The sequence below is a fragment of the Aeromonas sp. R5-4 genome, assembly GCF_040908215.1.
GTDB classification, from domain to species: Bacteria; Pseudomonadota; Gammaproteobacteria; order Enterobacterales; family Aeromonadaceae; genus Aeromonas; species Aeromonas veronii.
On sequence record NZ_JBFODG010000011.1, the window covers coordinates 1 to 17,021 of the forward strand.

Consider the following 17,021-nt stretch of genomic DNA (forward strand, 5'->3'; position numbering starts at 1 on the left):
GACAGCGTCTATGAAGGGGCAGAAAGCTTCAGCGTCACCGTGACTGGTCAAACCGGCACCACAGGCACCGCTACCGGCAATGCCACCATTGTCGATATTAATAATCTCCCGACTACTAATGATTTAGAGGTAATTGGTACTGAAGATGATGCAAGCATAAGTATCCCCCCCCTCTCGGGCTCAGATACCGACGGCACGTTAGCCAGCTTTGTAATTGATACTTTGCCACTTAATGGCACCTTGTACCTCAATGGCGTTGCCGTCACGGTCGGTCAGAGCATCTTGGTTGCCGATGCTGCTAGCCTGACCTTTACGCCAAATGCCAACTGGAATGGTGACACCAGCTTTACCTACCATGCAGTAGATAACAATGATTTAGCTGACTCAACTCCAGCTACAGTCAACATCACAGTGACCCCATCTAATGACGGAGTTTCTTTAGGCGGACTCAATGCCCAAGGTGGTGAGTTAACTGTTCACGAGGCTAACCTTTCAACGGGCTCTGCCCCTAATGGCAATGCGCTGACTCAGACTGGTAACTTTAGCTTTACCTCTGTAGATGGTTTATCTTCTGTCACAATTGCCGGACAAACCTTTAATTTGACAGCGTTACTTGCGCTAAGCACCAATATGGTGAGCATTACAACCCCTTATGGTGTTTTGACCCTTACGGGGTTCACTGGTGATGCAAACGGTGGTTCTATTAGCTATAGCTATAGGCTAAAGGACAATGTCGATAATGACTCTGCGGATGGGGCTACTAATACTAGCTATTTTGATAGCTTTGCTGTAACCGTTGTGGATACGGATGGCAGCCAAGCCAATGGTAGCCTTGATGTGAAAATTGTTGATGATGTCCCTAATGCCAACAATGACAGTGGCAGTGTCGATGTGATTGTAGATAGCTTTATAGTCTCTGGCGTGGAGGCAAATTGGACGTCATGGACAAATGGCACAAGCGTAACCAGATTCGATGGTAACAGTAATCCTAATGGTGGTGGCACTGACAATGATGATGGTTTAGATCAGATCAGATGGGGGAATCCAACGAATACCTATAAATCTGGTTATGGTTTTATCGATAACGACAGTGCATTAAATGGTCAGTTTGCCTTAAACCAAGAGATTATTTTGGGCACGTTTACCCACTATAACTTCCCAATATCTTCTGGTGGCGCTATCACTAAAGCAACTATGGATGTTACTTTCTCGGTGACTGATGCCTATGGGGTAGTTACACCAGTAACTCTCAACGTCAACTTTGACCATAATGAAACACCAAACGACAACAACGATCCTGAAGCATCAAAAGATATCATTAAAGTCGGCAATACCAATGTAACCTTTGAACATCAGGGGCAAGTTTATACGCTGCAAGTAATAGGCTTTAGAGTTCCTGGTACTAACCAAGTTGTTACTGAAATTAGAACGGCTGAAAATGCGGCAAGCAGTTATGAACTAGTTGTACGTATAGTTGCTGGTAATGGCTATGAGTTACCCTCTACTGAGGGTAACGTGTTAGACAATGACATCATCGGTGCTGATAACGATCTCACGGTAATTGGTGCTGCTGTGGGTAACCAAACAGGGTCCGGTACCTCTAGCAACGTAGGATCTATTATCAATGGCCAATACGGTACGTTAATAATATACGCTGGTGGTAGTTATACATACACAGTAACAGCCAATGCCTCTGCGATTCCGGCCAATGCAACGGAAACCTTTACCTATACTATGCAAGATGCTGATGGTGATAAATCCAGCGCATTGCTCACCATTAATGTAAATGCCGTTAATGTTAATGCAAGTAAAGCGGTTCAAGATCAAGGTATTGGTTCCGAAGATACTGCTGTAATTGGCAATGTGCTCAATAACGATGGCAATAAAAATACATCAGTCACACATTTTACAGTAGCGAACGATACCACTCAGCATACTGCAGGCAGTAAAATAATATTGGCAGAGGGTGAACTAACCCTCAATGCTGATGGTAGCTACACCTTTAAGCCCGCAGATGATTGGAATGGCCAGGTTCCAGTCGTCACCTACACCACGAATACTGGGGCAACAAGCACACTAACCATAGTGGTAACGCCTGTTGATGATCCAACGGTGACTGAATCAGATAGCAACACCGTTGCCGAGGATACTCAAGCGGAAGGTAACGTACTGAAAAATGATACGGATGCGGATAGCACATTATCCGTGACCAGCTTCCAAGTGAATAATGAGATCTATACCGCTGGCAGTACTTGGTATCAATTGCCGGAAGGTAAGCTGCAATTAAAGGCCAATGGTGAATACAGCTTCGAGCCAAAAGAGCATTGGAGTGGTTCATTACCTGAAATCACCTACACCACTGATACTGGGGCTACAAGTACCTTGAATATCACTGTTCAAGCAGTAGCAGATGCCCCTAATCTGACAATCAATGGTTACACCTCCGTTGCGGCTATTAACTTTGAAGATGCCAAGATTACAGGTGATTGGAGTGGTGTTAAGGCAGATGACATTAAGGGCCTAAATACCATAGGTACTTGGCATACCAGTAATAGAGGCGGGAAAGTTGAAATTGGTTATGAAAGTGTCTACGTCTCTGGTGGTTCCAATAGTAATAAAGTCATGGAAATTGAGTTTAACAATGGTGATAAAACCTTGTATACCGATATCCAAGCGGATGCTGGTCGATTTTACGAACTCGGATTTGATATTGCGGCGCGCTCAGGTAGCGTAAGCACCTCTGGACTGACTATTAAACTGATCCCGCTAGATACTCAAGGCAACCCACTAAATGCTCAAGCTATTACGCTATATGACTTCGATCCCACTAATGCGAATTGGTTAAGAGATCAAAAGATTACCTTACCCATTGGCCAATCAGGTAAATATCGTTTGCAGTTTGAAGGTGATAATGGGGATTCTTATGGGGCCTTGTTGGATAATTTAGCATTTAAAGTGGTCGACAATATGGGGTATCGCGGTGAGTTTATTAAACTCAGCAATATATCGTCATCACTTAAAGATACTGATACATCAGAAACGTTGAACCTTAAATTGCAGGGCTTGCCAGAAGGCGCTGTGCTGAAAGATGGTTTGGGCAACCTGGCGACGGTTGGCGCAGATGGCACTGTGGATATTACCAACTGGGATAAATCCAGCCTGCAGATTAAAGTCGCCAACCATGGCAACTTCACCATCACAGTTGTAGCTACGGCGACAGAAGCCAGTAATCAAGATACTGCGCAAAGCACTGCTGATTTCCAAGTTACCGTTCTGCATAAGAATAATGTTGTCGGTGGTCAGAGTGTAGATTCATTCATGATGACCGATTGGAGTGGTGATACAGCCCAGTTTGCCGTTAATTTAGGAGGATACGGCAGTGTCGCTTCATCATCCAAGACTCAATATTTTGCTAAAGACACCGAGCTACTAATTAATGCAGGCGATAGTAATGATTACATCGACCTTGGTGTTTCAACTGCTAACAATATCGTGAACACTGGTAGTTCGTTGCCCAATGTTAATAACCCTGTGGTTACTCAAGATGAGTTACTTAGCAGCCAATTTATGACTCAGGATGTTATTACCAACACCGTAGGTACTCTTAAGGAAGATGCGCGGCAGCCACTGCAACCCAAAACAGACACAGTCAATTTGGGGTCTGGCGACGACATAGTCAACGGTGGCGAAGGTAGCCAGGTCGTTCATGGCGGCAGTGGCAATGACCAACTGATTGGTGGTGAAGGTATTGATGGTTTACGTGGTGGTTTGGGTGACGACATTCTGATTGGTGGTCTTGGCAATGATGTCCTGCGTGGTGATGAAGGTGCAGATATCTTTGTCTGGAACAAAGGGGATACGGTATCCGGCTCTCAGACCACGGATTACATCATGGACTTCAACAAGGGGTCAGACACCAACAACCTTTCGGAAGGTGACAAGCTGGACTTGAGTGATTTGCTTGATTCTTACAATCAGAATGAGCTGACTTCTTTACTCTCTGTTAGTCAGGGCGACGATGGTGTGCATCTATTTATCAGAGAAGACAGTAGTTCTACCTCACCAACTCAAGAGATTGTGTTGATGAATCATACTTTCGATAGCTTGACTGGGGTTTCTGATACTACGACCACTCAGGTTCTCGAGTACATGTTGAACAACATACTGGTGATCGACAAACCTCATGGCTAACACGAAAATACAGTAGAAAAACAAAAGCGGCAGAGTAATCTGCCGCTTTTTTTATCTTTGCAGGGAAGAGAAATCAGTTGCCGAGGGTGGCGAACAGGCTCTGCTCCAGGGTGCCGCGGGAAACGCAGACCGGCTTGATGGACGGGGCCGGTACGCGTTCGCCTGAGGATTCAACGAAGAACAGTTCGGTGTTGCCCTTGACGTTGACGGTGGCCACGCTGCTGTTGCCGCTCTGGGTGATGATCAGGTTGATCTGCAGGTTCGGGTTGCCCAGTGCAACTTTGGAACCCATGGTGCCGCAGTCCAGCCACTCCAGCCCGTCGGTTGACTGGTTGACGTTGGCGGTCATCAGGCCGGAGCCACGCTGGCTGTTTTCGATGGTGAGGCCGTGATCGGTGAACCACTTCTCGGCGCGAGCCCACACCAGATCCACCGGGATCGCCATCTCCTGAGTGTTGTTGGTTGCCTTGGCAATTGGCGGGTTGTAGCGATACTCCTCACCGCCGTTATTGTCACCAGCACAACCAACCAGCAGCAGCGCCAATGCGCTCCCCATAATCTTTTTCATCTTGTTTCTCTCATCCATATCACCAGGCCATTGGCCAACCGGCGCCTATTATCGCCGGAGCGACAATCTCTGTCAGCAACCATCCAGCGTTCGGTGTTATGGGGAGGTGATCGGGGTGCTTTACAAAATTGGTTTGCTATCATAGATTTGCTCGAAATTCCTCCATAAGCACCCCTGTGACTAACATGCTCACCCCGGATCTGCTGCAGCAGATCATCGACCAATTGCCAATGAGTATCTTCTGTCGGGATAGTCATGGGCGTTACCTGTTCGCCAATCGTGAGTTCGCCCGTGAAGCCAAGCTGGAGTCGCCTGCCGAGGTAGTCGGCAAGACAGATGCAGAGATGCCCTGGGGCGATCTCTTTCGCAGTGAGGATGAGCAGCTGCTTGCCGGAGGCGTGCCGATGCTGTATCAGCAGCTCCATTGCAACCGGGGCGGGAATACCTGCTGGATGGAGGTGCACAAGGTGCCTCTTTACACCCCGCAGGGGGAAGCTTGCGCAGTGTTCGGCGTGGTTAACGAGATTGCCCAGCGCAAAAGTCTTGAACAGACGGTCAAAAAGCAGCAGTTGTTGCAGCGTTTTCTGCTCGATGCCATTCCTGACCTGATCCGTTTCGATGATCACAACGGGGTGTTGCTGGAGTGCAATCAGGCATTCCTCGACTTTATCGGCCAAGGGGCGGATGAGGTGCTGGGTCAGCAGCTACCGTTCCGGCTGGCGGCGCCGCAGGGAATGGGTCATGGCGAGTGTTGTCTGCTGGATGCCAGCGGGCAGGGGCGACACATGGAGATCACCCGGGTCGATGTCCCCGATGGTGACGGCCACTCCCTCGGGATCCTGACGCTGGGGCGTGACATCACCGGCCTGCGCACCACTCAGGCGCAGTTGCAGCAGGAGCAGCACTACGACAGTCTGACCGGGCTGCTCAAACTATCCCGGTTCTTGCAGACCAGCCGCCATCTTGGGGGACGCAGTGCCACGCTGGTGCTGGTCGATCTGCACCATTTTCGTGAGATCAACGATCGCTTCGGGATCCGGATTGCCGATCGCCTGCTGAGCCAGGTGGCCAAGCGGTTGCAGCAGCTGGTACCGCCGCGTTCCCTGCTCTGTCGGGTCGCTGCCGATGACTTCAGCCTGTTGCTGCCCGACTTCAACGAGCCATTGCAGGGGTGGAGCCAGCATCTGCAGCAGCAGTTGATGGAGCACTATCAGGTGGAAGATCACCGGATCCAGATCCCGGTGTTTCTGGGGCTGGCCCAGGGGCGGGCAAGCGATGCTGAGCGGTTGCTCAGTCATGCCGAGGCTGCGCTGGCGCAGGGCAAACGGCAGCAGCAGTACTGCACCCTGTTTGATCCCGAGCTGCATGCCCGGCTCAAGCGGCGTCAGCTGATCGCCGCCCAGTTGCCGCTCGCTATCAAGTCCGCCCAGCTGGTTGCCGTCTATCAGCCCATCATCTGTACCCGCACCCACCGGCTGCATGGCGCCGAGCTGCTCTGTCGATGGCCCCACCCCGAGCTTGGGATGATCTCCCCCGACGAATTCATTCCGTTGGCGGAAGAGATGGGGATCATCGGTCAGCTGGGTCAGTTGATGCTGGAGCAGGGCTGTGCCCAGCTGGCGCGGTGGCAAACTGCACAGCCGGATATGGTGCTCTCCATCAACCTTTCGCCGCTGCAGTTCCGTGATCCGGCGCTCTGTGAGCGGGTCTCTGCCTGCATCGCTCGCCATGGTCTCAAGGCCAGTCAACTGGAGCTGGAGATCACCGAAGGGGTACTGATGGAGAATGCCGACGAGATTGAGACCAACCTCGACAACCTGATCGCCGCCGGTTTTCAGTTGGCCATCGACGACTTTGGTACCGGTTACTGTTCACTGGCCTATCTGCCGCGTTTGCAGGTGGCGACCCTCAAGCTGGATCGCAGCTTCACTCAGGGGTTGGCCAGTAATAGCGCGACCACCGCTATCGTGCGTTCGGTTATCGGGTTGGGTCATGAGCTGGGGATCCGGATCACCGCCGAAGGGGTGGAAACACCCGAGCAGCAGCTGTGGCTGACCGAGGCGGGGTGTGATCGGCTACAGGGCTATCTGTTCAGTCGCCCCCTGCCGCCGGCGGAGTTTGCTGCCAGCTATCTGGTGTGAGAGATCGTCAGAAACAACAAGGCCACCGCAAGGTGGCCTTGTTGTTTTACGATGGAGGCAGGATCAATCCTGGAAGTAGGTGCCCCAGCCATCGTAATCCACCCCATATTTTTCCAGGATGGGCAGCATCTTGGCGATATCGGCGACGATCGCTTCGACATTCAGCTTGCACTCGATGGTGGCATCGAAGCAGAAGATGGTGGCGCCGTCATCCAGCTCCATCTCTTCGGCATCGGTCACTTCAAAACCAGCCTTGAACAGGTCAACCGCTGCTTTTTCCAGACGGTCGAAATCCTGGCAGGCGAAATGGTGCTCAATGTCGTAATCCGCATCGGGATTGCTGCCATCGGCCAGCAGTTCGTTGACGATCTCGGTGGTCTCATCACGCCACTCTTGCATATTCAGACTCATGTTGCCTCCAGGCGGTATCATTGCGGCAAAGCATACTCGCAGAGTGGATTAGGCTCAATGCGGCTGACCCACTGAGCCTCGAATTTCCATCATATTGGCGCAGCCTGCAGGGTGTTCAGAGGCCAGCAAGTGCGTGAAACTGGGCTGGGGTGGATAATAAATGGTCGCTTCGTTCGGTTGTTGAGCGAACGCGCTTTTTATCGTGCCATCATGGTTGACACTCTGCGCTGGAAAGGGTTTAATGCGCGCCGTTGCCCAGATAGCTCAGTCGGTAGAGCAGGGGATTGAAAATCCCCGTGTCGGCGGTTCGATTCCGTCTCTGGGCACCATAATTCCTCCTTAGTTCAGTCGGTAGAACGGCGGACTGTTAATCCGTATGTCACTGGTTCAAGTCCAGTAGGAGGAGCCAAATTCGAAAAGCCCGCTCAATCGAGCGGGCTTTTTCATTTCTAGTTGCTGTTGCATGCTGCCAAAAAGAGCGTCGCGCCACAGGTGGCACTGAACAGCAGCATTCCGGTCTGCAACATGCTGCCAGGGCATGGCTTCTTCTCTCTTTTTCTGGCCCTGATCCACTTCGGTTTCATCACATTCCCTTATCCATTTTGTCGGCCTGAATGGCTGCACTCCTGTGCAGGCGAGCCATCTTTGTTGAATGGCGCCATGGCGTCAATCTCCCCTGCAAAACAATTAATTCAGCACTGTTGAAGAGCTGCTTGTCGGGTGATGTTTCGACCTTTAAGCCATTGTTAACATTTTGGAAAACTGGAGTGACCCTGTGGCCGGGCGGGGATATGATGGGATCAATGATGTTCCCATCCTGACGGAGAGATCCCAGATGAACAGCCCCTTGAGCTATGTACTGGACGGCATTCATTGCGAGCCGCACTTTTTTACTGTTCCCCTCGATCATGATGAGCCTGATGGCGACAGCATTACCCTGTTTGCCCGCACCCTCTGCCGTAAAGACAAGCTCGATGAGACGTTGCCCTGGCTGCTGTTTCTGCAAGGTGGGCCGGGATTCGGTGCGCCGCGCCCGACGGCCAACAGTGGCTGGCTCAAGCGGGCGTTGCAGGAGTTCCGAGTGCTGCTGCTGGATCAGCGTGGCACCGGGATGTCGAGCCCCATTCACGGGCAGATTCTGGCCAAAATGACACCGGCCGAGCAGGCGGAGTATCTCGGCCATTTTCGCGCCGACAGCATAGTGCAAGATGCCGAGTTCATCCGGCAGGAGCTCAGCCCCAAGCATCGCTGGAGCCTGCTGGGGCAAAGCTTTGGTGGTTTTTGCTGCCTGACCTATCTCTCGCTTTTCCCCGACAGTCTGCGGGAGGTCTATATCACCGGCGGCATCGCGCCGATTGGCCGCTGCGCCGAGGAGGTTTACCGCGCCACCTATCAGCGGGTGGCCGACAAGAACCGTGCTTTCTTCGCCCGCTTCCCCCACGCTAAGGGGATTGCCAACCGGCTGGCCAACCATCTGCACCAGCACGATGTGCGGCTGCCCAACGGCCAGCGCCTGACGGTGGAGCAGTTCCAGCAGCAAGGGCTGGATCTCGGTGCTACGGGTGCCTTTGAGGAGCTTTATTACCTGCTGGAAGAGGCCTTTATCGGCGACAAGCTTAGCCCGGCCTTTCTCTATCAGGTGCAGAGCATGCAGCCATTCAATACCAACCCGCTGTTTGCCATCCTGCACGAGGCTATCTACGCCGAAGGGGAGGCGACTCGCTGGGCGGCGGAGCGGGTCAGAGGGGAGTTTCCTGCGGTGAACTGGGCGCCCGGCAAGGATTTCGCCTTCACCGGCGAGATGGTTTACCCCTGGATGTTCGAGCAGTTCCGCGAGTTGCTGCCCCTGAAAGAGGCGGCTCATCTGCTGGCCAACAAGGCGGACTGGGGGGCGCTCTATGACCCGGCACAACTGGCCCGCAACCAGGTGCCGGTAGCATGCGCCGTTTATGCCGAGGATATGTATGTGGAGTTTGACTACAGTCGCGAAACCCTGCGTGGCCTTGGCAACAGTCGCGCCTGGATCACCAATGAATATGAGCACAACGGTTTGCGTGCCGATGGTGAGGCGATTCTTGATCGTCTGATCGCGTTGAATCGCGACCGTTAATTGCCGTTATCGTCAACCATCGCGGGAGCCCGGACTCCCGCGATGGTTGTGATGGATAGTTGTTATGAAAGCGTGACTCCCTGAACCTTGACCCGTATCCGCCAGACGATGAGTGGATAGCTGGCTGATTAATTTCCCCCTCTTTCACTGTCTTTGCCGATCCCTCACCATATACTTGCCAAACGACTCTGTATTGAGCCGCGGTCAAATCGATTGACCAGCTCGTGCTCGTTACCATTAGAAAGTCGCTCCGATGCTCTGTATTCCGCGTATCTGATATGCCATCTCTGAATGCCCCGCTATCCGGGGGAGGGGATGGTCGTGCTTTTCAATCAAGATAAGGATGTATGATGAGAAAGTCTCTGTTGGCCTGCTCCCTGTTGCTGTGCCCTGTCGTGTTTGCTGCCACCCCCCATTGGGAATATAGCGGTGAGGCGGGGCCTGCCCACTGGGCCAAGCTGACCCCTGAGTTTAGCCAGTGTGTGGGCAGCAATCAGTCGCCGGTTGACCTGAGCGGATTGGTCGAGGCCAAACTGGCCCCGCTGGTACTCCACTATCAGGCGGGTGGCAACACAGTGGTCAACAACGGTCACACCGTGCAGGTCGGTTATGCCCCGGGCAGCACCTTGCAACTCGATGGCACTAGGTTTGAACTCAAGCAGTTCCACTTCCACGCCCCGAGTGAGAACCTCATCGAGGGCAAATCCTATCCGCTGGAAGGGCATCTTGTGCATGTCAGTGACAAGGGAGAGATCGCCGTGGTGGCGGTGATGTTCGAGGCTGGCAAGGCCAATCCGGCGCTGGCGGCAGCTTGGAGTGCATTACCTGCCAAGGTGGGGGAGATCCAGGCCCTCAAGGCGCCGCTCTCTGCTGAGCAACTGCTGCCGGAAAGCCGTGACTACTATCGCTTCAGCGGTTCCCTTACTACGCCTCCCTGCTCGGAAGGAGTGCGCTGGCTGGTGATGAAGCAGCCGGTCGAGGTCAGTCAGGCCCAGATCGACGCATTCAAGGCGGTGATGCACCACCCCAACAACCGGCCGGTGCAGCCCCTCAATGGGCGCGTGGTACTGCAATAACACAGCGTTGCAATAGCGCTGCAGATAGCAAAAACAACAAGAGGGCCGCGAGGCCCTCTTTTACATGGCGAGGTATCGGCGAGCGATCAGAGGCTGGCGGCGATGCGGGCACCGAGCGCCGCGTTGTTCAGTACCAGCTGGATGTTGGCCGCCAGCGAGTTGCCGCCAGTCAGCTCGCAGACGCGGGCCAGCAGGAAGGGGGTTGACGCCTTGCCCTTGATCCCCTGCTCATCGGCTTCATGGAGCGCTTGGGCAATGGCTGCGTCGATATCGGCTTTCGGCATGGCGTGTGCGGTCGGGATGGGGTTGGCCACCACGGCGCCGCCCGCCAGTCCCAGCTCCCACTTGAGGCGTAGCGTCTCGGCGATGGCTGCCGGGGTATCGAGGCGATAATCGACCTTGAAGCCACTCTCGCGGGTGTAGAAGGCGGGCAGCTCCTCGGTTTGATAGCCGATCACCGGCACGCCCTGGGTCTCCAGATACTCCAGGGTCAGGCCGATATCGAGGATCGACTTGGCACCGGCACAGACTACGGCTACCGGCGTTTGCGCCAGCTCCTGCAGATCGGCCGAGATATCGAAGGTCTCCTGTGCGCCGCGATGTACCCCGCCAATGCCACCGGTGGCAAAGACCCGGATCCCCGCCATAGCAGCGATGATCATGGTCGAGGCGACCGTAGTGGCCCCCATCCCTTTGCGTGCCAGCACGAACGGAATGTCGCGGCGGCTGCACTTGGTAACCGCATGGCCAGCCCGACCGAGGGCCTCCAGCGCACCGGCATCCAGTCCCACCTTGAGGCGGCCATCGAGGATGGCGATGGTGGCCGGAATGGCACCGTTATCGCGCACCACCTGCTCCACCTGACGGGCCGTCTCCACGTTCTGCGGATAGGGCATGCCGTGGGAGATGATGGTTGATTCGAGGGCGACGACCGGTTTGCCAGCGGCCAGCGCGGCAGCAACTTCCGGTTGGATATCGAGGTAAGCGTTCAGCATGAGTACTCCTCCAGTATGCGGTCAACGGCGGTCTTGCTCAGACCGGAAAAAACGGTATCGGAACAATTGACGGTGAGGGCGGCGCAGCCCAGGGCAAAGCGGGTGGTCTGGGCAATGTCGAGCTCTTGCAGCCAGGCGTGGGCGAGGCCAGCCATAAAGGCATCCCCGCCGCCGGTGACGTTGAGTACCGGACTACCCAGTACCGGCAGGTGACCCTGCTGCTCGCCATCGCTGTAGAAGATCCCCAGTTCACCCAGACTGAGGAACAGTCGCTTGACCCCGGCGCGGTGGAACCAGGCGGCTACCATGGGCCAGGTTTCGGGCCCGGCGATGGTCATACCGCACAGCTGCTCGGCTTCACTGCGATTGGGTTTGAGGGTGTGGATCTTGCCGAGCCAGGGGCGGATCTTCTCCACCTTGGCCACCGAAACGGTATCGACAAAGATGGCGTGCTCCCCCTGTCGCTCGAACAGCCAGTCGAGGGTGTGGATGGCCAGATTGGTGTCGAGTACCCAGAGCCGGGCACCGCCGAGAAAGCCTGCGAGGGGGGTCAGGCGGGCAGGGGTGAGCTGCTCTATGATGGCCATGTCGTTGATGGCGCAGCTCATTTCGCCGCTACCATCATGCAGGCTGAGATAACAGGAGGTGGCGTGACCATCGAGCACCAGAGTCTGGCGCACATCGACGCCGGCCCGCTGGCTCACTTCCAATAGATGGTGGCCATACTGGTCGTTGCCGACCGCTGTCAGCAGCCGGGTGTCGCTGCCGAGCCGCGCCAGATTCTCGGCGATATTGCGGCCAACGCCGCCCGCCGAGGTGCGTACCTTGCCCGGGTTGGAGTCGCCAAGCAGCAGGTTGTCATGGCTGGTGCCGCAAATATCCATATTGGCACCGCCGATCACCACTACGTAGGGGCCCTCTCGCAGTACATAACCTCTGCCTTGCACATATCCCTGCCGGATCAGGCTTGAGATGTGGCTGGCCAGCGCGGAGCGGCTGATGCCGAGGCGATCGGCCAGCTCCTGCTGGGCAATCATGGGATCCTGACGCAGCAGGGCGAGGATCTCTTGTTCACGCTCAGTCATAGACAAACATCCATTTACAAACGTTTGTCCATTATTGCTGGGAAACGTTTGCTGGCTATTAGCTTGTACAAAATTTGTCGGCTTGCGCACAAAAAATCGACATCCGTGATGGGGCGACGAGTCGTTGAGCCTGGCGAGGTACTTTTAACGGGTCGATGACCCCGCAGCGGCTTATAATGGCCGCCGCAAGATGAGGAGAGATGATGGAAAAGAGAGCATTCTGCTGCGTAGGGCTGGTCAATCCCAAATCCCCGGAAAATGTCGGCTCTGTGATGCGGGCTGCGGGTTGTTACGGGGTGGATGAGGTCTACTACACCGGCAACCGCTTCGAGCTGGCCCGCCGCTTTGCCACCGATACCAAGCAGATGGTGGAGAAGATCCCGTTGCTCGGGGTTGATGACCTGCTGCAATTCATGCCGGAAGGGTGTGTTCCCGTGGTGGTCGATCTGATCGACGGCGCTACGCCGCTTCCCGACTATGTCCATCCGGAGCGCGCTTTTTATATCTTCGGGCCGGAGGATGGCACGCTCGATCCCGCCCTCTATGGTGCGGTGAAAGATGTGGTTTATGTGCCGACTCAAGGCTGCATGAATCTGGCCGCCTCGGTCAATGTGATCCTCTATGACCGCTTGGCGAAGGGGGGCCGGCAACCCTGAGTTGTGGTGTGGCAACGGTGACTCAAACCACAATGGAGACGATGTTGCTTATAGACTGGTTGCTGGCGGTGGTTGCTGTTGACGGTGCTGAGGCATCCTTCTCTTTCCCCTATGGTGGGATCAGTGTTCGCCGACCTTGACCGCCTGCTCCTCGAGAAAGTCGCGGTAGTAGTCATAGAGGTGATAATGGCGATATATCTCGGCCAGCGTGCCGCGACGGATCAGATTCACCATCTCCTGATCCCACAGCTGCAGTAGCCGGTCGCCCTGCTCGGTATCGGCAAAAATGGGGTAAGTCGGGATCCAGCGCAAAATGGTGCGGTACATATTGGCCGGGGTCTCATCGGTAGAATGGAGCACGCCAGCGGTCAGGTAATAGCGATAGCGCCCCTTGCCAATCAGCTGCAGGGCCATCTCATGGTTGTCGATCTCGTGCCACCGCATGGTGACCGGAAGATATTTATCCAGCACCCATCCTCGCCGCCAGAGTACGGTCTCTCCCTCCAGGCTGCGCTCTCCCCGCCATTGTGGCTGCCACTGCTTGAGCATGAAGACGGTCACATCATCGGCGGAGGCTGGCTGACGGGGCTGTTTGACCCCCTTGATCTCGTCCCGATAGACACTCATCGCCATATCCCCCTCTTGCCTGGCTACCATGGCGACGGCGCGTTTGTAGGGCATGATATGGGGCACGATCTGATAGCCGTGGGGTTGGTAGATGGTTCGCACCAGATCGAGATAGATACCGTGGCCATCCGGTTGGCAGAAACCGGGCCAGCCATCGCAATAGACGTGAATATCGGCTGTGCGAGCGTTGGCGATCGCACACAGAGAGCAAAGCAGCAAACAACCGATGCGCAGCATGGTCAGCATTATCCTCGCAGGGGGTGAGGAGAGCATTTATCACCTGATTTATACCATGCATTGATCGCGGCGGGCGGAGAAAACATCTCGCATCTCCATTTTGCGACAGGGTCGAGGGTTATTTGCGGTCGGATCGTTATGATCGAGTAAAGATTCAATAGCACCCCAATCAGTAGAGGAGACTGCATTATGCCATCGATCAAGACTCTGCTCTGTCCAGTCGATTTTTCCCAAATGTCTCGCGCGGTACTCGACTATGCCGTTTTCATGGCACAGAGCCATCAGGCCCAGCTCAAGCTGATCCACGTGGTTGATCAACTGCACGGTTTTGACAGTTACAAGATCCTTCATATGACGGCCATCGAGATCACTCACGAGATGGAGCGTCAGGCCAGAACCCAGCTCAAAGAGCTGGTTGCCACCCTGCCGATCCCGGCCACCTTTGATATTCGCTTTGGCCGCGCCGCCGATGAAATTGTCATTCAGGCCAAGGAGGATGAGGTTGAGCTGATCGTGATGGGCAGCCACGGTCGCTCCGGTATCAGCCATCTGCTGGTAGGCAGTGTCGCCGAGTCTGTGGTGCGTCATGCACCCTGTCCGGTACTGGTGGTGCGCCAATAACGCGCCACGTTTAGAGTGAAAAGCGTAACAAACAAGGCCAGCGATCGCTGGCCTTGCGTTTTCTGGTGTTGTGCCCGCTAGCCGTGAGCGTAGATGACACTCCCTCCCTTGATGGTATCTATGATGGCCCTGGCCTGCTCTTTGGGCAGGGCGGGGCAACCCCAGCTGCGGCCCAGCTTGTCATATTTGCGCAGATGGGTCGGGCTGGCATAGGCGGCGCCATGTACTACGATGGCCCGCTTGCGGGCATTGCTGTTCTTGCCGGGGCTGAGCCCGTCCAGCCGCAGGGAGTAGCCATGTTTGCCCAGATAGGTTTCTGCGGTGCGATAGACGCCAAGAGAACTTTGGCGGGAGTTGAGCTGGTTGGAAAAGTGTTTTGCGGCCAGTTCACCTGAGTTGCGGCCATGGCTGACCCAGGTGTGATAAAGCAGCTTGTGGCGCTTCATATCGATGACAAACAGTCTGCGCTGGGTGGATGGCTTGCTGTAATCGATGATGGTGAGAATGGGTTTGCGTTTGTGGCGCACAGTTTGATAACTGTTGAGTGCCTGACGAAAGGTCTGTTTATCCAGCTTGCCGGCCAGACCCAGTTGACGATAGAGGCTCTGATCCCAGCTGGCATCTGCCGTGCTGCTCCAGATGAGCGATATCAACAGCAGTGACAACAACAGCCACTCGCGTTGCCAGTCTATGTTCCCGCGCGCTTGTCTCATCCGTGAATATCTCCTTGTCACTCCCTGTCAACGACGCGGATATTGCCATCAATCCGCTCGATAGTTATATGCAAGGTGCTGAAAAGGCGCAATAAAAAAACCGGCCGCAGAGCGGCCGGAAGTAATTCAAACAGTAGACATTGGTATCACAGGGTATAACTGACTTCCAATTACTTAGAAGTTGTACTGCAGGGCAACCGCGACTACGTCATCGGTGTTCTTGCCCAGAGAGTTGGTGGACTTGCCATCTACGGAGTCCAGCAGGTTCAGCTTGTAATCAACGTAGGCGTTGAAGTTCTCGGTGAAGTTGTACCAGGCACCGATAGATACGTACTCTGTGTAGGTATCATCGATACCGCGAGCGGAGTCTTTCACGTCAGTGCGCAGGTAGGCCAGAGAAGGCTTGAACTTGCCGATGGTGTACTGGGCAACGGCTTCGTAGCCATCCATCTTCTCGGCGTAGCCGTTGTTGACGAACAGGTGGTCTTCACCGTGGGAGTAGGTTGCAGCCAGGTAGAGGTCGCCAGTTGCATATTTGGCGCCGAAGCCCATCAGCTTGGCATCCTTGTCGCCACCGAAGGCGGCGTAGCGAGCTTGCTCGTCAGTCTTGCCAGCCTGGTTATAGGCAGCACCCAGGCTCAGGCCCATATCGAAATCGTAGTTGGCAGATACTGCGAAGCCTTCAGCAGAACCTTTGCTATTCCAGCTTTCGCCGTTGTAGGTGTTGCCGTTGAAAGATTCAGTGATTGCACTGCGACCGGCGTTTTGCGGATCGTTGTTACCGGTGAACTGGGCACCCAGAGTCAGACCCTGATAGGTGTAGATGTACTGGGCCAGACCGTTGGTACGGCCGGTACCGAATACTTCAGTATCTTTGCCCAGGCCGTCACCGCCCCACTCAGGCAGGACGTCGGTATAGTTGTTGACGGCCTTGGTGAACAGACCATCCTGACGACCATAGCTGAAGGCGCCGAAACGGTCGTGCTTGATGCCGGCATAGGCATAACGCAGCTCGTCGTTGTCAGAACCGGAAGTCGGCAGGTTGTACTCGGCAAAGCCGAACGCCTTCATCTCGGGAGCAATCTTGGTCTCGCCAGCAACGTGCAGACGGAAGTAGCTCTGGTCACCTTCGGAACCGTTGTCGTCAGTACCGTAGTAAGCACCTTGTGCACGGCCGCCGATTTCCAGCTTGGTATCGTTCTGGTTGTAAACGGTAGCGGCATGGGCGCCGCTCGCCAGCAGCAGGCTGGAGATGGCAATAGTCAGTGCAGACTTCTTCATATGCGTTATTCCTCTGATGTAAACACTTCCGAACTTGTTGTCGGTTCTGTGAAATCGGAAATGGTCCGATAGCCACACGGTAGGCGTCCCAACCTTGACTGGGCCTGAATCCATCGTTGTTTAATTGAGGTGACGAGGTCGTTATAAAGACTGGGTGTGACGGTTTTTGACAAGATAAAAAGGGATTAAATTCAATGAATTATTTTCTAGTGACTTTTTTGACATCAAGGCTGTTCTGAGCAACAAGGTAGATGGCTCAAGTTGTGAGCTATATCACACAGGGGAGAATGGGGCGGGAAAAACGGGGGG

13 protein-coding genes and 2 tRNA genes are annotated in these 17,021 nt (G+C 54.6%); 8 read left to right on the forward strand and 7 right to left on the reverse strand.

What is annotated here, in order from left to right:
* Positions 1-39 precede the first annotated feature (39 nt).
* On the forward strand, positions 40-4,191 hold the full coding sequence (locus AB5Y83_RS03690; protein ID WP_368174724.1) for an Ig-like domain-containing protein: 4,152 nt from the start codon (positions 40-42) through the stop codon (positions 4,189-4,191).
* Positions 4,192-4,264: 73 nt separating this feature from the next.
* On the opposite strand, the gene AB5Y83_RS03695 is transcribed toward AB5Y83_RS03690, so the two are convergent.
* A complete protein-coding gene (locus tag AB5Y83_RS03695; protein WP_204484061.1) occupies positions 4,265-4,759 on the reverse strand; it encodes a hypothetical protein in 495 nt (164 codons plus the stop codon).
* 185 nt (positions 4,760-4,944) lie between these two features.
* Here AB5Y83_RS03695 and AB5Y83_RS03700 point away from each other — a divergent pair, with 185 nt between their 5' ends.
* On the forward strand, positions 4,945-6,900 hold the full coding sequence (locus AB5Y83_RS03700; protein ID WP_368174737.1) for an EAL domain-containing protein: 1,956 nt from the start codon (positions 4,945-4,947) through the stop codon (positions 6,898-6,900).
* 63 nt (positions 6,901-6,963) lie between these two features.
* Here AB5Y83_RS03700 and rraB read toward each other — a convergent pair whose 3' ends face one another.
* Positions 6,964-7,299 (reverse strand): ribonuclease E inhibitor RraB, encoded by a 336-nt coding sequence (gene rraB / locus AB5Y83_RS03705; RefSeq protein ID WP_026034893.1) that lies wholly within the window; start codon positions 7,297-7,299, stop codon positions 6,964-6,966.
* A 265-nt stretch (positions 7,300-7,564) separates the two neighbouring features.
* On the opposite strand from rraB, the gene AB5Y83_RS03710 reads away from it, so the two are divergent.
* The 4 genes from AB5Y83_RS03710 to AB5Y83_RS03725 all read left to right on the forward strand — a co-directional run bounded on the left by AB5Y83_RS03710 (position 7,565) and on the right by AB5Y83_RS03725 (position 10,497).
* Positions 7,565-7,640, forward strand: a tRNA-Phe gene (locus tag AB5Y83_RS03710).
* Positions 7,641-7,644: 4 nt separating this feature from the next.
* Positions 7,645-7,720 (forward strand) — tRNA-Asn (locus AB5Y83_RS03715).
* A 426-nt stretch (positions 7,721-8,146) separates the two neighbouring features.
* On the forward strand, positions 8,147-9,421 hold the full coding sequence (locus AB5Y83_RS03720; protein WP_368174725.1) for an alpha/beta fold hydrolase: 1,275 nt from the start codon (positions 8,147-8,149) through the stop codon (positions 9,419-9,421).
* A 350-nt stretch (positions 9,422-9,771) separates the two neighbouring features.
* Positions 9,772-10,497 (forward strand): carbonic anhydrase, encoded by a 726-nt coding sequence (locus AB5Y83_RS03725; protein WP_368174738.1) that lies wholly within the window; start codon positions 9,772-9,774, stop codon positions 10,495-10,497.
* Positions 10,498-10,583: 86 nt separating this feature from the next.
* On the opposite strand, the gene AB5Y83_RS03730 is transcribed toward AB5Y83_RS03725, so the two are convergent.
* Positions 10,584-11,492 carry a pseudouridine-5'-phosphate glycosidase gene (locus AB5Y83_RS03730; RefSeq protein WP_368174726.1) on the reverse strand — a complete coding sequence of 303 codons (909 nt, stop codon included), beginning with the start codon at positions 11,490-11,492 and terminating at the stop codon, positions 10,584-10,586.
* Positions 11,486-12,577, reverse strand: coding sequence for a PfkB family carbohydrate kinase (locus tag AB5Y83_RS03735; protein ID WP_279488316.1), 1,092 nt, complete (start codon positions 12,575-12,577; stop codon positions 11,486-11,488). The genes AB5Y83_RS03730 and AB5Y83_RS03735 overlap by 7 nt, the downstream gene beginning before the upstream one ends.
* 203 nt (positions 12,578-12,780) lie before the next feature.
* Here AB5Y83_RS03735 and AB5Y83_RS03740 point away from each other — a divergent pair, with 203 nt between their 5' ends.
* Positions 12,781-13,233 carry an RNA methyltransferase gene (locus AB5Y83_RS03740; protein ID WP_236399819.1) on the forward strand — a complete coding sequence of 151 codons (453 nt, stop codon included), beginning with the start codon at positions 12,781-12,783 and terminating at the stop codon, positions 13,231-13,233.
* 120 nt (positions 13,234-13,353) lie between these two features.
* On the opposite strand, the gene AB5Y83_RS03745 is transcribed toward AB5Y83_RS03740, so the two are convergent.
* Entirely contained in the window at positions 13,354-14,097 is a 744-nt protein-coding gene (locus AB5Y83_RS03745; protein WP_279489184.1) for a hypothetical protein, read from the reverse strand.
* A gap of 189 nt (positions 14,098-14,286) precedes the next feature.
* On the opposite strand from AB5Y83_RS03745, the gene AB5Y83_RS03750 reads away from it, so the two are divergent.
* Entirely contained in the window at positions 14,287-14,718 is a 432-nt protein-coding gene (locus AB5Y83_RS03750) for a universal stress protein (protein WP_005335309.1), read from the forward strand.
* 77 nt (positions 14,719-14,795) lie between these two features.
* Here the strand turns inward: AB5Y83_RS03750 and AB5Y83_RS03755 are convergent, their stop codons facing one another.
* Together AB5Y83_RS03755 and AB5Y83_RS03760 are read right to left on the reverse strand one after the other, a co-directional pair.
* On the reverse strand, positions 14,796-15,431 hold the full coding sequence (locus AB5Y83_RS03755; RefSeq protein WP_064335595.1) for a murein L,D-transpeptidase catalytic domain family protein: 636 nt from the start codon (positions 15,429-15,431) through the stop codon (positions 14,796-14,798).
* Between the two features lie 174 nt (positions 15,432-15,605).
* A complete protein-coding gene (locus AB5Y83_RS03760; protein WP_043820833.1) occupies positions 15,606-16,712 on the reverse strand; it encodes a porin in 1,107 nt (368 codons plus the stop codon).
* Positions 16,713-17,021: the final 309 nt, after the last annotated feature.

Bases quoted from the DNA above. Each gene is read 5' to 3' on its own strand.
- AB5Y83_RS03725 (WP_368174738.1), top strand. From the start codon at position 9,772: ATGAGAAAGTCTCTGTTGGCCTGCTCCCTGTTGCTGTGCCCTGTCGTG.
- AB5Y83_RS03745 (WP_279489184.1), bottom strand. From the start codon at position 14,097: ATGCTGCGCATCGGTTGTTTGCTGCTTTGCTCTCTGTGTGCGATCGCC.
- rraB (WP_026034893.1), bottom strand. From the start codon at position 7,299: ATGCAAGAGTGGCGTGATGAGACCACCGAGATCGTCAACGAACTGCTG.
- AB5Y83_RS03730 (WP_368174726.1), bottom strand. From the start codon at position 11,492: ATGCTGAACGCTTACCTCGATATCCAACCGGAAGTTGCTGCCGCGCTG.
- AB5Y83_RS03755 (WP_064335595.1), bottom strand. From the start codon at position 15,431: ATGAGACAAGCGCGCGGGAACATAGACTGGCAACGCGAGTGGCTGTTG.
- AB5Y83_RS03760 (WP_043820833.1), bottom strand. From the start codon at position 16,712: ATGAAGAAGTCTGCACTGACTATTGCCATCTCCAGCCTGCTGCTGGCG.
- AB5Y83_RS03750 (WP_005335309.1), top strand. From the start codon at position 14,287: ATGCCATCGATCAAGACTCTGCTCTGTCCAGTCGATTTTTCCCAAATG.
- AB5Y83_RS03720 (WP_368174725.1), top strand. From the start codon at position 8,147: ATGAACAGCCCCTTGAGCTATGTACTGGACGGCATTCATTGCGAGCCG.
- AB5Y83_RS03735 (WP_279488316.1), bottom strand. From the start codon at position 12,577: ATGACTGAGCGTGAACAAGAGATCCTCGCCCTGCTGCGTCAGGATCCC.
- AB5Y83_RS03695 (WP_204484061.1), bottom strand. From the start codon at position 4,759: ATGAAAAAGATTATGGGGAGCGCATTGGCGCTGCTGCTGGTTGGTTGT.
- AB5Y83_RS03700 (WP_368174737.1), top strand. From the start codon at position 4,945: ATGCTCACCCCGGATCTGCTGCAGCAGATCATCGACCAATTGCCAATG.
- AB5Y83_RS03740 (WP_236399819.1), top strand. From the start codon at position 12,781: ATGGAAAAGAGAGCATTCTGCTGCGTAGGGCTGGTCAATCCCAAATCC.